Source organism: Leptotrichia sp. SK-5 (assembly GCF_055387215.1).
In genome coordinates, this window is the sequence record NZ_AP028931.1 from 1,050,297 (window position 1) to 1,063,203 (window position 12,907).

At 28.6% G+C, this 12,907-nt stretch carries 13 protein-coding genes; 10 read left to right on the forward strand and 3 right to left on the reverse strand.

Annotation, left to right across the window (positions count from 1 at the left end; genetic code table 11):
• Positions 1-29: 29 nt before the first annotated feature.
• From pgsA to ACZ5B9_RS05175, 3 genes are all read left to right on the forward strand, one after another.
• Positions 30-578 (forward strand): CDP-diacylglycerol--glycerol-3-phosphate 3-phosphatidyltransferase, encoded by a 549-nt coding sequence (pgsA, locus tag ACZ5B9_RS05165; RefSeq protein WP_036070235.1) that lies wholly within the window; start codon positions 30-32, stop codon positions 576-578.
• Positions 579-628: 50 nt separating this feature from the next.
• Positions 629-898, forward strand: coding sequence for a YggT family protein (locus ACZ5B9_RS05170; RefSeq protein WP_464423643.1), 270 nt, complete (start codon positions 629-631; stop codon positions 896-898).
• 193 nt (positions 899-1,091) lie between these two features.
• Positions 1,092-2,234 carry a S1C family serine protease gene (locus ACZ5B9_RS05175; RefSeq protein WP_464423644.1) on the forward strand — a complete coding sequence of 381 codons (1,143 nt, stop codon included), beginning with the start codon at positions 1,092-1,094 and terminating at the stop codon, positions 2,232-2,234.
• Positions 2,235-2,304: 70 nt separating this feature from the next.
• On the opposite strand, the gene ACZ5B9_RS05180 is transcribed toward ACZ5B9_RS05175, so the two are convergent.
• Together ACZ5B9_RS05180 and ACZ5B9_RS05185 are read right to left on the reverse strand one after the other, a co-directional pair.
• Positions 2,305-3,606 carry a HAMP domain-containing sensor histidine kinase gene (locus tag ACZ5B9_RS05180; RefSeq protein WP_464423645.1) on the reverse strand — a complete coding sequence of 434 codons (1,302 nt, stop codon included), beginning with the start codon at positions 3,604-3,606 and terminating at the stop codon, positions 2,305-2,307.
• Positions 3,603-4,250: a response regulator transcription factor gene (locus ACZ5B9_RS05185; RefSeq protein ID WP_464423646.1), complete on the reverse strand. Its 648-nt coding sequence runs from the start codon at positions 4,248-4,250 to the stop codon at positions 3,603-3,605. Before ACZ5B9_RS05185 ends, ACZ5B9_RS05180 begins: the two co-directional genes overlap by 4 nt.
• 159 nt (positions 4,251-4,409) lie before the next feature.
• Between ACZ5B9_RS05185 and ACZ5B9_RS05190 the strand changes: the two genes are divergently transcribed.
• Positions 4,410-5,117: a phosphatase PAP2 family protein gene (locus ACZ5B9_RS05190; RefSeq protein WP_464423647.1), complete on the forward strand. Its 708-nt coding sequence runs from the start codon at positions 4,410-4,412 to the stop codon at positions 5,115-5,117.
• 99 nt (positions 5,118-5,216) lie between these two features.
• On the opposite strand, the gene ACZ5B9_RS05195 is transcribed toward ACZ5B9_RS05190, so the two are convergent.
• Positions 5,217-5,804, reverse strand: a complete 588-nt coding sequence (locus ACZ5B9_RS05195) for a TetR/AcrR family transcriptional regulator (RefSeq protein WP_464423648.1) — start codon at positions 5,802-5,804, stop codon at positions 5,217-5,219.
• 252 nt (positions 5,805-6,056) lie between these two features.
• On the opposite strand from ACZ5B9_RS05195, the gene ACZ5B9_RS05200 reads away from it, so the two are divergent.
• The 6 genes from ACZ5B9_RS05200 to ACZ5B9_RS05225 all read left to right on the forward strand — a co-directional run bounded on the left by ACZ5B9_RS05200 (position 6,057) and on the right by ACZ5B9_RS05225 (position 12,878).
• Positions 6,057-6,923 carry an NADH:flavin oxidoreductase/NADH oxidase family protein gene (locus ACZ5B9_RS05200; RefSeq protein ID WP_464423649.1) on the forward strand — a complete coding sequence of 289 codons (867 nt, stop codon included), beginning with the start codon at positions 6,057-6,059 and terminating at the stop codon, positions 6,921-6,923.
• 47 nt (positions 6,924-6,970) lie between these two features.
• Positions 6,971-7,279, forward strand: a complete 309-nt coding sequence (locus ACZ5B9_RS05205; RefSeq protein ID WP_464423650.1) for a hypothetical protein — start codon at positions 6,971-6,973, stop codon at positions 7,277-7,279.
• 335 nt (positions 7,280-7,614) lie between these two features.
• Entirely contained in the window at positions 7,615-9,588 is a 1,974-nt protein-coding gene (locus ACZ5B9_RS05210; RefSeq protein WP_464423651.1) for an aconitate hydratase, read from the forward strand.
• Positions 9,589-9,710: 122 nt separating this feature from the next.
• The gene (locus tag ACZ5B9_RS05215; protein WP_464423652.1) at positions 9,711-10,712 is read left to right on the forward strand and encodes an isocitrate/isopropylmalate dehydrogenase family protein; all 1,002 of its coding nucleotides are present in this window, start codon (positions 9,711-9,713) and stop codon (positions 10,710-10,712) included.
• A 9-nt stretch (positions 10,713-10,721) separates the two neighbouring features.
• Complete coding sequence (locus ACZ5B9_RS05220; RefSeq protein WP_464423653.1) at positions 10,722-12,053, forward strand: citrate/2-methylcitrate synthase; 1,332 nt, start codon at positions 10,722-10,724, stop codon at positions 12,051-12,053.
• Positions 12,054-12,173: 120 nt separating this feature from the next.
• A complete protein-coding gene (locus ACZ5B9_RS05225) occupies positions 12,174-12,878 on the forward strand; it encodes a UTRA domain-containing protein (RefSeq protein ID WP_464423654.1) in 705 nt (234 codons plus the stop codon).
• Positions 12,879-12,907 lie beyond the last annotated feature (29 nt).

The window sequence follows — 12,907 nt, forward strand, 5'->3', positions numbered from 1 at the left end:
TATATTTAGGGAGTGTGGTAAAAATGAAAATGAATTTACCTAATAAATTAGCAACATTAAGAATAATTCTAGTTATACCATTTGTGATTTTTCTAAGTTTAGCTCTAGAAGTTTCAGATAATGTAGCAGTTTCTGTAACAATGAGAATATTTGCAGCAATTATCTTTGTAGGGGCATCTATTACAGATTATTATGATGGAAAAATTGCAAGAAAATATAATTTAATTACAAATTTAGGGAAATTACTGGATCCATTAGCTGATAAAATACTTGTTATTTCAGCATTAGTAACGCTTGCAAAATTTAATCAAATAAGTCTATGGTTTGTAATAATAATAATTTTTAGAGAATTGCTTATAACTGGACTTCGTTCAATTGTGGCGGCTGAAGGGGTTGTTATTGCGGCAGAGAGTCTTGGAAAATGGAAGACTGCTACTCAAATGGTAGCACTTACACTAATAATTTTAATACCTTTTAATTTTACAATAAACAACATATTATTATTAATTCCGTTAATATTGACTATAGTTTCAGGAGTTGAATATGTTTTAAAATGTAAAAATGTTTTAAATAAATAATAAAAAAACCTTGGAATTTTTTTCAAGGTTAAATTTTTGGAGGTACTATTTTGTATATTATTATAGATATGATATTAAAAATATTTAATTTGTACACAATTCTTATTTTGCTAAATATTTTAGGAACTTGGATTGATCCGTATAATCAAATATCGATTTTTCAATGGATTAGAAAATTTACAGATCCTTATTTGAAAATGTTCAGAATAATAATTCCGATTGGAAATATGAATTTAGATATTTCTGGAATTTTAGGTTTAATGATACTAAAGATAATAAAAGAAATATTTGTGAGAGTTGTTTTTATTGGAGGAATTTAAAAATCTTAAAATTAGAATAGAAAAATTAAATTATAGTTTGTTATTTTATTTTGAAACAGCAAAAAATTAAAGGAACTAAGATTAAAAACAATAAGAATATTATCTTTTCTAAGAAAAGAGGAGTACAATAACTAACATTAAATTACTTAAATTTAAGAAATAGAAATTTTTATGAAAGAGGAGATTTTAAATTATGAAATTAAAAAGGCTTTTAACTACATCATTTATAGCGACTGCTCTTACAGCAACTGCAGCAGTTTCAAATGATACAAATATTTTACAAAATAAACAAATTGTTCAAAATACAAATGTTACAGGAGATATGTATAGTGCTCAAAATGCATTTTCAGCAGTTTATGAAAAGGCAAAAGATTCTGTTGTAAATATAAGAACAAAAAAAACAATTGTAGTACAAACGTATAATCCACTTGAAGCATTTTTATTTGGAACATCTGGAGTAAGACAGCAAAGACGTGAATCTGGAAGTTTGGGTTCAGGATTTGTAATCTCAAGCGATGGATATATGATGACAAATAATCACGTTATCGATGGAGCAGATGAAATTTATGTAAAATTATCTGATGGACATGAGTATTTGGCAAAATTAGTTGGAACTTCACCTGAAGTGGATATTGCAATTTTAAAAGTAAATGCAAATAGAACATTTAAACCATTAAAATTTGCTGATTCAGATAATATAAAAATTGGGCACTGGGCAATTGCATTTGGAAATCCATTAGGATTGAATAGTTCGATGACAGTTGGAGTAGTTGGAGCTTCTGGAAGAAGTTCATTGGGAATTGAGCAAGTTGAAAACTTTATACAGACAGATGCCTCTATTAATCAAGGAAACAGTGGTGGACCGCTTCTTAACATTAATGGAGATGTTATTGGTGTAAATACTGCTATTTATTCTCCAAATGGTGGAAGCGTGGGATTAAGTTTTGCAATTCCATCAAACTTGGCTGAAAATGTTAGAGATTCAATTGTAAGAACAGGAAAATATGAACGTCCATACATAGGAATTTCTGTATTAGATTTAACACCTGAATTAAGAAAAGAAAGAAGAATTTCATATTCAACAGGTATTTTGGTTCAACAAATTTATCCAAATTCACCAGCAGCAAAATATGGATTAAAAGTTAATGATTTAATTCTTGAAATAAATGGAAAACGTGTAACATCAGCAGGATCATTTATTGGAGAGCTTGCAGCTAAAAAAATTGGTGAAACAGTTAACTTAAAAATAGCATCAAATGGAACTGAAAAAAATATTTCTATGAAATTGGAAGCATTTAACTATCAACAACAGCAAAGATCTCAACAAAGAAGATAATTATCAATTAAAAATTATAAAAAATAGGCTTTTCCCAAATATTGAGACAGCCTGTTTTTTATTTTACTATTTATTCATTTTCGTAATTAATTTTTTTAAACTGAATTTTTACATCAACTCCATCTTTTCTATTTTCTAAATAAATTTTTCCATCATTTAGTAAAATTATATCTTTTATGATTGGAAGTCCAAGTCCCGAGCCTTTTTTAGCATTTTTACCTTGAAAATTTCGATTAAACAAATTTTTCTTTTCTTCTTCAGGGATCCTTTCTCCATAGTTTCTTACAATAATTTTGACTATTTCATCTTCTCTTGCAAGTAATTCAATATTGCCTACGGAATATTTAATACAATTGTCAATTAATCCACGCAAAGCTTCTGAAATTAGATTTTTATCAACAAAAATATTTACCTCATTATTTACTTTTATTATCATTTTATTTTTAATATTTAGAAGTTCATAATCTTTTTTTATTTTCTTGAAAAGCTCTTTTACATCGGTAATTTCTTTTTTCACAGTTATTTTTTCAAGATTTGAATTTAAAAATAGTGTATTGATTATTCTTTCAATATTTTTTACTTCAAGATTTAGATTTTCGATAGCTTCATTCAATAAATCTTTATCATCTTTTCCCCATTTTAGTATATCTAAATAACCTTTCATTATAGCAAGAGGTGTTTTTAATTCATGTGATACATTAGAAGTAAATGCTTTTTGACTTTTTATAATTTCCTTTTTTTTATTAAAAGTTTCATTTAAAACATCAATTAATTCTCCGATTTCATCATCTCGTGTCTTTGTTAACTGTAAATCAATGTTATGTTTACTCATTTCATTACTTTGAGAAATTATATTTGAAAGTGGAGTCAAGACATGTTCTGCTACAATTTTGGAAATTATAATAATTGAGATTGTTATTAAAATAAACATTGCAATCATAACATACAGAAGTTCATGTGCTTCCATAAATTCAAAATTTCTTATGGCATAATATTTTGTATTGTGTCCAGCATAGATTTTTTTGTAGATAAATCTGTCCCATTTTATTTTAAGCTTATTTGACTCAAATTTTTTTAACTTAAAACTATCTTTATCATCTGATAAATAAATGAATTTCCCGTTTTTCTCGACTGCAAGCGAAATATATTCTTTATCAGCATAATCATAATTTCTATAAGTTTCTTTTAACTTATAGTCAGGAACTTCATCCAATCTTTTAATAACAGTTGGAAGTAATTTATCCATTTCTTTAGTTTCAGCTTCAACTGCTGTATGAATCAAAAAAATTGTCATTGATAAAATAATAATAAAGGAAATAAAAACAAGGCTTACTGTATTTGCAATAATTATTTTGTCTTTTATTTTTTTCATATTTTTAAAATGTAGCCAATTCCTCTCACTGTTTTAATTTTTTCCTTTCCTAGTTTTTGCCTTATTTTTTTTATTGTGCTGTCAAGAAGATTGTCACTTGCTTCCCAACCCCATATTTTTTCAACAATTTTATCCCTTAAAACAATTTCTTCTTTATTTTCAATTAGTAGTTTTACTAGTTCAAATTCTGTTTTTGTTAATAAAATAAGATTATTTTCCAGGTATGCAGAATAATTTTCCATATTTAATTTTAAAGTCTTATAGATAATTTCAGAAATTTTCTCTTTTCTAATATTTATATTAATCCTTGCTTCTAATTCTAAAAAATCAAAAGGTTTTGTAACATAATCACTTGCTCCAGATTTTAACAAATCAACTTTTTCTTCTATATTGTTTTTGGCAGATACAACAATTATGGGAACTTTTGATATTTTTCGTACATTTTTGCAAACTTCATTTCCTTCCATGGAAGGAAGTCCCAAATCTAAAAGAATCAAGTCATAAAAGTCTCTTTTTCTGTCAATTTCATTTAATGCATCAATTTCATTTTCAATTATTGTTATTTCATGATTTTTTCTTTCTAGTTGTAATTTCAAAATACGTGATATTTTTTTATCATCTTCAACAATCAGTATTTTTCCCATTTTTTCCCTTTCTAAAATTTATTCAGACTAAATTCATTTTTAAATTTATTTTTTGTGGTATTATTACCTTACCAAAGATATTATATCTTAATTTTAAGAAAATAAAAAGATATAATCTTAAAATAATTTATTTAATTTAAAACAAAAGAGGAGAAGGTGATGCCATTGCAACTAACTAATAGTATTTTTTTTATTGACAGATTCTTTTTTAAACATTTATCATTTTTTTCAGAGTTTAGTATTTTTCATCGTTCAGAAAATCTTGAAAAAATCTTTCGTGTTATTACTAAATTTGGAGAAGGATATTTTGAATTATCATTAGTTCTTATATTATTTTTATTTATTTTTTTAAACAAAAAGAAATCTCATATTTTTAAAAAATACATTGCAGGTATCTTTTTTACTTTACTCTCTACACAAATTACTGTGAATTTATTTAAACTTTTGTTTGGAAGAGCGAGACCTTCAATAACTGCAAATCCAGAGAAATTTTATGGAGTTTTAAGTTTAATAAAAAATAAGTTTCTTTTTGAAGGCGACTATGCCTCCTTTCCTTCGGGACATACAATTACTGTTTGGGGAACAATTTGGATTTTAAGTTTTTTCATAAAAAACAGAGTTCTCAAAATGTTACTATTTATTTTAGGATTTTTAGTAGGAGTTAGTCGAATTTCTTTGGTATATCATTGGACTACTGATGTTATTGCCAGCATTATTATTTCTTATTTTATTGCAAAATTTGTGTACAGTAGAATGCATGAAATCCGTTATGTGAAAGATTCTACTTATTGTAAAAAAGATAAAAAAATAGTTAGAATTAAACGTAGAAGAGAAAAACTAGGAGTAATCAATCAATCAAAAATTTAGCAAAGAAAAATAATTAATTGAAATTTATAGAAAAAGGCTATTTATTAAAGATAGTCTTTTTTTAATAAAAATATAATATAAAAATTTAGAAAAAATATTTTAATTTTTATTTGTTGAATAATTGTTTGAATCAAAATTTTTAATTCCATTGTAAACAAGGCTTTCTATTGTATCTATAAAATTTTGTAGAGGTATTTTTTTTCCATCATTTATCCACTGCTTATAACTTCCTAAAATAGATGAAAATACAAATGATAAAATAATATTACGTAGATAAGGCTCTTTTTCTTTAAAAAACTCTGACTTTTCCCATGTTTTTTTAATAATATTGTTTATCATTTTTTGTAATACATAATCATTTTTTGAATCAATTATTATTTTGTCGTGAGCATTTCCATAAATTTCTGAAAAATCAATAAAAGTATTAATAATATTTTTTAAATCTTTAGGAAAAGCAAGCAAGGAAAATTTTTGTATATATTCGTTAGTAATTTTATCTTGTATTTCTAAAAATAAGTTATCAATAGATGAATAATAACGATAGAAAGTTTTTTTGCTAATTTCAGCTTTTTCAATTAATTCTTTTACAGTTATTTTTTCATAATCCTTTCCTTTAAAAAGTTCAATAAAGGACTTGTGAATATTCCTTATTGTTTTTTTAATTCTTATATCTTCATAATTAATCATAGTTTTACCAGTTTCCTTTCTAAAATAAACTCAAAAATAGTTAAAATTCAAATAATAAAAATTATATAAATTGATAATGTGTAATATTTTTAAATTTTTTATGCTATAAGGAATTTTACAATGAAAAATACTAAAATGCAACTTTTTTGTACCAAAAGTGTCAAAAGATACTTTTAATAACTAAAAGTTTCTCAAAATAGAAATAAATATGTTAAACTTGCATAGTGAAATATAATAAGTGAAAGGATAAATATGGAAAATCAAATATTATTTACTCCATTAAAATTAAAAAATGGAGCAGTTATAAAAAATCGTTTTTTAAAATCTGCAATGAGCGAGGGAATGGCAAATTCTAAAACTAATTCTCCAAATGAGTTGCATGTAAATTTATATAGAAAATGGGCAAACGGAGGGACAGGACTTCTGATAACGGGAAATGTTATGATAGATAGACAGGCTTTAGGCGAGCCCGGAAATGTAGTAATAGAAGATGAAAGAGATATGGAAATGCTTAAAAAATGGGCAGAAGCAGGGAAAGAAAATAATACGCATATATGGATGCAGATAAACCACCCAGGAAAACAGGCTCCTAAAAGTGTAGCAAAAGAATCTGTTGCACCAAGTGCGATAGAAATTCAAGGAGATTTGAAAAGTGGATTTGTAAAGCCAAGGGAACTTACAAAAGATGAAATAAAAAATTTGATAAAACGTTTTGGAAAAGCAGCGAAAATTGCTAAAAAATCAGGTTTTACAGGAGTTCAAATACATGGAGCGCACGGATATTTAATAAGCCAGTTTTTATCATCTGCAGATAATGTGAGAAACGATGAATATGGCGGAAGCATAGAAAATAGAATGAGATTTTTAGTTGATGTATATAATGAAATGAGAGAAAAAGTAGGAAAAGAATTTCCGATAGGATTAAAAATAAATTCATCAGATTTTAGTAACAATGGATTTACAGAAGAGGAGTCTATTATTGTTATAAAAAAAATGTCCGAAATAGGAGTAGATCTTATAGAAATATCAGGTGGGAATTATGAAAATTCTAAAATGCTTTCTGAAAGAGGAGATAATGAAAAGGTATTTTTTATAGATTATGCTAAGTATTGTCGTTAATAGATACGCCTATCGTAGTTACAGGAGGATTTAAAAAGGTAGAAACTATGCAAAAAGCTATCGAAAAAGAAAAAATATCCATGATAGGAATTGCAAGACCTGTAGTAATATATCCAAATTTGCCTAATGAAATCAAAGAAGGGCATATATCATCAGTTTCCTTAGAAAGATTAACAACTGGGTTTAGAGGATTGGATAAAAAATTAGGAGGTCTTATAGGGTTAAGCTATTATGAGCAGCAAATCCGAAGACTTGCAGAGAATAAACCTGTAAAAATTCATAGAAATGCCTGGAGTCCGCTATTATTTACAATATTGTATCATGGAAAGAATGCGTTAAAACCTAGACGAAGATAAACAATAAAAAGCAATCATATTTTAATATATGGTTGCTTTTTATTTATAAGGAAAGCGAATTTATTTTTTTTTATTTTTTATAGATTAGATATGTAATTTTTTTTTAGTAATATTGTTTAAACCAATTTATTTGATATTCAAATAATAAAAAGTTTGATAAAAAAATAAAGTTTGAATATACAAAAAAACTGAATTTATTGACTTCGAATAAAAGATTTATAATATATATGTAATTATATAAAAAATATATGATATATATCGTTGACACGGTTAATAATTAGTAATATAATGGAACTATGATTGAAAAGTTATGTAAGGAGGGCAATATTATGTCTATGAGTAAAAATTTGAACTCTAATAATATGAGTTTAACGTATAAGATTTTAGCTAAAAATCTTTTGAAGGGTGAATTGAAAGTAGGAAATGAAATTGCTGTTAGAGTTCATCAGACACTTACACAAGATTCTACAGGAACGATGGCTTATTTACAGTTAAATGCTATGAATGTTGATAAAGTTGCAACGGAAATTTCTGTGGCTTATGTCGACCATAATATGCTGCAGTCTAGCTTTGAGAATGCAGATGACCACGAGTTTATTAAAACATCAGCTGAAAAGCACAATATAGTTTTTTCAAAACCTGGAAACGGAATTTGTCACAGATTACATTTGGAAAGATTTGGAAAGCCTGGGAAAATACTGATTGGATCAGATAGCCACACTCCAACTGGAGGAGGGCTTGGAATGCTTGCGATTGGAGCGGGAGGACTTGATGTTGCAATTGGAATGGCACGGGGACTGTATTATTTGAAAGTTCCGAAAGTTTATAATATTGAGCTAAGAGGAAAATTGCGACCTTGGGTGTCGGCTAAAGATGTTGTTTTATATGTCTTGAAACAGCTTACAGTAAAGGGTGGAGTCGGATACGTAATGGAATATACTGGAGAAGGTATTAAATCACTATCAGTTGAGGACAGGGCGACAATTACAAATATGGGAGCTGAATTAGGGGCGACAACATCAATTTTCCCAAGCGATGAAAAAACAAGGATTTTTTTGGAAAAACAGTCACGTGGAGAAGATTTTGCAGAATTATTGCCTGATGAAAATGCGTTTTATGATGATAAATTAGTTGTCAATTTGGATGAGCTTGTACCACTTGCGGCTTTTCCTCACAGTCCTGACAATGTGCATGAAATTCCAAAGGACAGAAAATTAAAAGTTGATCAGATTGCAATTGGTTCATGTACAAATTCATCGTATTCAGATTTTATGAAGCTTGCAGCAATTTTAGACGGAAAAAAAGTTCATCCAGATGTGAGCCTTGTATTATCACCTGGTTCAAGCAATATTATGAAAATGATTTCAGAAAATGGCGCATTAGCAAAATTTATAGCAGCTGGGGCAAGATTGTTGGAAGCCGCTTGCGGACCCTGCATTGGAATGGGGCAGGCACCAAAGACAGATGGAATTTCACTTAGAACATTTAACAGAAACTTTAAGGGAAGATGTGGAACAATGAGTGCCGGAGTGTATCTGGTAAGTACAGAAACAGCCGCCGCATCGGCAATTACAGGATATTTGACAGATCCTAGGGAACTGGGAGCAGAAATTATTGTAGAAGAGCCTGAAAAATTTGAAATATCAGATAACTATTTTATTTTCCCAAATCCAAATGAAGAAGAAGCAAAAAGGGAAAGAGAAGCAGTAAAAATCGTAATGGGACCAAATATTAAGCCATTTCCAATTGGAGAAGAGCTGCAGGACAGTATTGCACGTAAAGTTATCTTAAAGACAGGAGATAACATTACAACAGATGATATTTGCCCATCAAATGCCGCATTACTGCCATTCCGTTCAAATATTCCAAAATTATCAGAACATTGCTTTGAAACAATAATTCCAGATTTTAAGGAAAGAGCTGAAAAAAATAATGGCGGAATAATTGTCGGTGGAGAAAATTATGGGCAAGGTTCAAGCCGTGAGCATGCCGCATTATTGCCGCTTTATCTTGGTATAAAGGCAGTTATTGCAAAATACTTTGCAAGAATACATAAGGCAAACTTGATAAATAGCGGAATTATACCATTAGAATTTGAGAACGTGCAAGATTATGATAAAATTGATGAATATGATGAATTACAGCTGTCAGACATTCCAAATTCATTGATAAACGGAAGATTTATAATAAAAAATATTACTAAAAATACTGAATTTCCTGCAAAATTCAATGGTTCAGAGAGAGAACTTAAAATATTAAAATTTGGTGGCTACTTGAAATTTGCGACAAGTGATGAGTTTTTAAGCTAAGATATTTACTTTAGCTTTATTGCTCAAAATCAAGTTGATAAAAACATAGAAATTGTGAAAGTTAATTTTAATTTTTGAATTTTTAATCGTATAGAAAAATAAAATAGAAAGAGTGGTTTATTATGAAGAAAGTTACATTAATACCTGGGGATGGGATTGGATATGAAATATCTGAAAGCTTAGTAGAAATTTTTAAGGCTGCTAAAGTTCCAGTTGAATTTGAAACTGAAAATGCAGGAGCAGATGTTTATGAGAAAACAGGAGAATTAATACCAGACAGCCTTTATAAAAGTGTTGAAAAAAATAAAATTGCTATAAAGGGGCCGATTACAACACCAATTGGAAAAGGATTTAGAAGTATAAATGTGTATCTTAGAAAAAAATATGATTTATATACAAATTTTAGACCATCAAGAAATTTGCCGGGGATTAAAACTCGGTATGAAAATATTGATTTGGCAATTTTTAGGGAAAATACCGAAGGGATTTATATTGGTGAAGAAAAGTATGAAAATGATGAAAAGACAAGCGCGATTGCCATAAAACGAATTACAAGGAAAGGAAGCGAACGCATTATAAGAAGTGCATTTGAATATGCAAAAAATAACAGAATTTCCAAAGTTACGGTTGTACACAAGGCAAATATACTGAAATTTACAGATGGAATGTTTCTGGAAATTGCAAGGGAAGTTTCAAAAAACTATGAAGGAATTGAACTGGAAGAGCTTATTGTTGATAATATGTGCATGCAGCTTGTTACAAATCCAGAAAAATTTAGAGTAATTGTTACTATGAATTTATACGGAGATATTTTATCGGACTTGGTGGCTGGGCTTGTAGGAGGGCTGGGAGTTGCCCCTGGTGCAAATATAGGAGATGATATAGCTATTTTTGAAGCTGTGCATGGCTCTGCACCGGATATTGCAGGGAAAAATAAGGCAAATCCTTTGGCATTGCTGCTATCTTCATTAGAAATGCTAAAATATTTAAAGCTGAATAATTTTGCAGAAAATATAGAAAATGCTATTCTAAAGACATTGGAAGAAGGGTGTAAAACGAAAGATTTGGGTGGAAATGCTACAACGACTGAATTTACAAAAAAAATTATTGAAAATTTAGGATAGGAGGGCATTATGAAAAGTGATTTTATAAATGAGCTTGGCACGTTATTTAATCAGAACAATTCAATTTCAGACGATATTTATAATAAGCTTGATGTGAAAAGAGGGCTTAGGAATAAAAATGGGACAGGGGTTCTGGTTGGATTAACTAAAATTGGGTCAGTTTTAGGGTATTCGGTAAACAAAAAAGGGAAAAAGATTCCAGAAAAAGGAAAGCTTTATTATAGAGGAATTTCGATTGACAAGCTTGTTGAGCAGTTTGAGGAAGAGAAGACATTTTGCTTTGAAAAAACAATGTTTTTGCTACTTTTTGGAAAAGTTCCTTCTAATTTCGAATTAAAAATGTTTGTAAGCACGTTGAAAGAGTACAGACACTTGCCAGATGAATTTATAGAGGATTTTATCTTACGAAAACCTAGCACAGATATAATGAATCATCTTCAGAGAGCTGTTTTATGCCTGTACACATTGGATGAAAATCCAGATGACGTGAGTTTATCAAATTTAATAGATCAGTCTTTAAATTTAATTGCAAAATTTCCAAGTTTATTAGTATACTGTTATCAGGCATGCAATTACAAGCATTTTAAAAAGAGTTTGATAATTCATAATCCAATGGAGGAATATAGCATTGCTGAGAATATTCTTCATATGCTTAGAAGCGACAGCAAATTTACAAAACTGGAATCTGAAATACTGGACTTAATTTTAGTTATACACGCAGAACACGGTGGTGGAAATAATTCAACATTCACTTCGCACGTAATTTCTTCCACAAGAACAGATACCTATTCTTCAATTTCTGCTTCAATTGGCTCATTAAAAGGGCCTATGCATGGTGGAGCAAATTCGATGGTTACAAAAATGATAGAAGATATGAAAAAAAATTCAAATCCTTATGATGAAATAAAATTAAAAGAATATTTGAAAAAAATATTTGAGAAAAAAGCATTTGACAAGACAGGACGAATTTATGGAATGGGGCATGCAGTTTATACAGTTTCAGACCCACGTGCTGAAATTTTGAAAAAAAAGGCTTATGAACTGGCAAAGGAAAAAGATGCGCTTGAAGAATTTGAGCTTTTTTCAAATGTTGAAAAATTTACGAAAGAAATTGGAAAAGAATTAAAAGGCAAGGATTTTGAAATTTGTGCTAATGTTGATTTGTATTCAGGCTTTGTGTATAGACTTCTGAATATTCCGCAAAACATATTTACACCATTATTTGCATTGTCGAGAATAGCCAGTTGGAATGCACACAGGATGGAGCAGATTCTTGTGGATAAAAAATTGATCCGTCCAGCATACAAGGCAATTGATGAAGATGGAAATATATTTTTATAATTATTTTTTTAGAACAGGGAGAAAATTTTATTCTCCTTGTTTTTATATGTTTTTTGCCATTGTCATTTTGCAATTTATGGGCTATAATAAAATTGATATTTCTTGAAAGGAGATATGCCTGTGAGCAAATATAAAGAAGTTTATAATGACATAAAAGAAAAAATAACAAATGGGACATTCAAGGCTGGGGAATTTTTAAAAAGTGAATCAGATTTGGCACATAAATATTCGTATTCTAAAGATACTATAAGAAAAGCTCTTTCCATGCTTGAACTGGATGGATATATTCAAAAAATAAAAGGTAAAAATTCCATGGTTTTAGAAAATGGACGTTTTAAAAATAGCTTATCAAACTTGAGAACTTCAAAAGAACTTAATAAAATTGAAAATATTGATATTCATACTAACTTAATTGAAATGGAAATTGTTAGTGGAATTAAGGAAATTATGGATGTTTTTGAAGTGTCTGATGATGTTTCATTTTACAAGGTTTCACGTACTCGTGTACTGGATGGGGAAGCACTTGAGTATGAGATTACATATTTGAATAAAAGAGTTGTACCTTTCCTGGATAAAAAAATTGCTGAAAGTTCAATTTATAATTATCTGGAAAAAAAATTACATTTAAAAATATCGCATTCACGAAGGGAAATAAAATTTAGGTATGCTACTGAAGATGAAAAAAAATACATGGATTTAAAAAATTTTGATTCAGTTGTTGTTATAGAAAGTTATACATACTTATCTAATGGAACTTTATTTCAATATGGTATAAATTCTTATAGACCTGATAAATTTGTATTTTCAACAGTAGCCAAAAGATAACGCTGTTAGAAAAAATTTTAAGGAGGTTT

Excerpts from the sequence above, each read along its gene's own strand:
- pgsA (WP_036070235.1), top strand. The coding sequence starts at position 30 with ATGAATTTACCTAATAAATTAGCAACATTAAGAATAATTCTAGTTATA.
- ACZ5B9_RS05175 (WP_464423644.1), top strand. The coding sequence starts at position 1,092 with ATGAAATTAAAAAGGCTTTTAACTACATCATTTATAGCGACTGCTCTT.
- ACZ5B9_RS05180 (WP_464423645.1), bottom strand. The coding sequence starts at position 3,606 with ATGAAAAAAATAAAAGACAAAATAATTATTGCAAATACAGTAAGCCTT.
- ACZ5B9_RS05185 (WP_464423646.1), bottom strand. The coding sequence starts at position 4,250 with ATGGGAAAAATACTGATTGTTGAAGATGATAAAAAAATATCACGTATT.
- ACZ5B9_RS05190 (WP_464423647.1), top strand. The coding sequence starts at position 4,410 with ATGCCATTGCAACTAACTAATAGTATTTTTTTTATTGACAGATTCTTT.
- ACZ5B9_RS05195 (WP_464423648.1), bottom strand. The coding sequence starts at position 5,804 with ATGATTAATTATGAAGATATAAGAATTAAAAAAACAATAAGGAATATT.
- ACZ5B9_RS05200 (WP_464423649.1), top strand. The coding sequence starts at position 6,057 with ATGGAAAATCAAATATTATTTACTCCATTAAAATTAAAAAATGGAGCA.
- ACZ5B9_RS05205 (WP_464423650.1), top strand. The coding sequence starts at position 6,971 with ATGCAAAAAGCTATCGAAAAAGAAAAAATATCCATGATAGGAATTGCA.
- ACZ5B9_RS05210 (WP_464423651.1), top strand. The coding sequence starts at position 7,615 with ATGAGTAAAAATTTGAACTCTAATAATATGAGTTTAACGTATAAGATT.
- ACZ5B9_RS05215 (WP_464423652.1), top strand. The coding sequence starts at position 9,711 with ATGAAGAAAGTTACATTAATACCTGGGGATGGGATTGGATATGAAATA.
- ACZ5B9_RS05220 (WP_464423653.1), top strand. The coding sequence starts at position 10,722 with ATGAAAAGTGATTTTATAAATGAGCTTGGCACGTTATTTAATCAGAAC.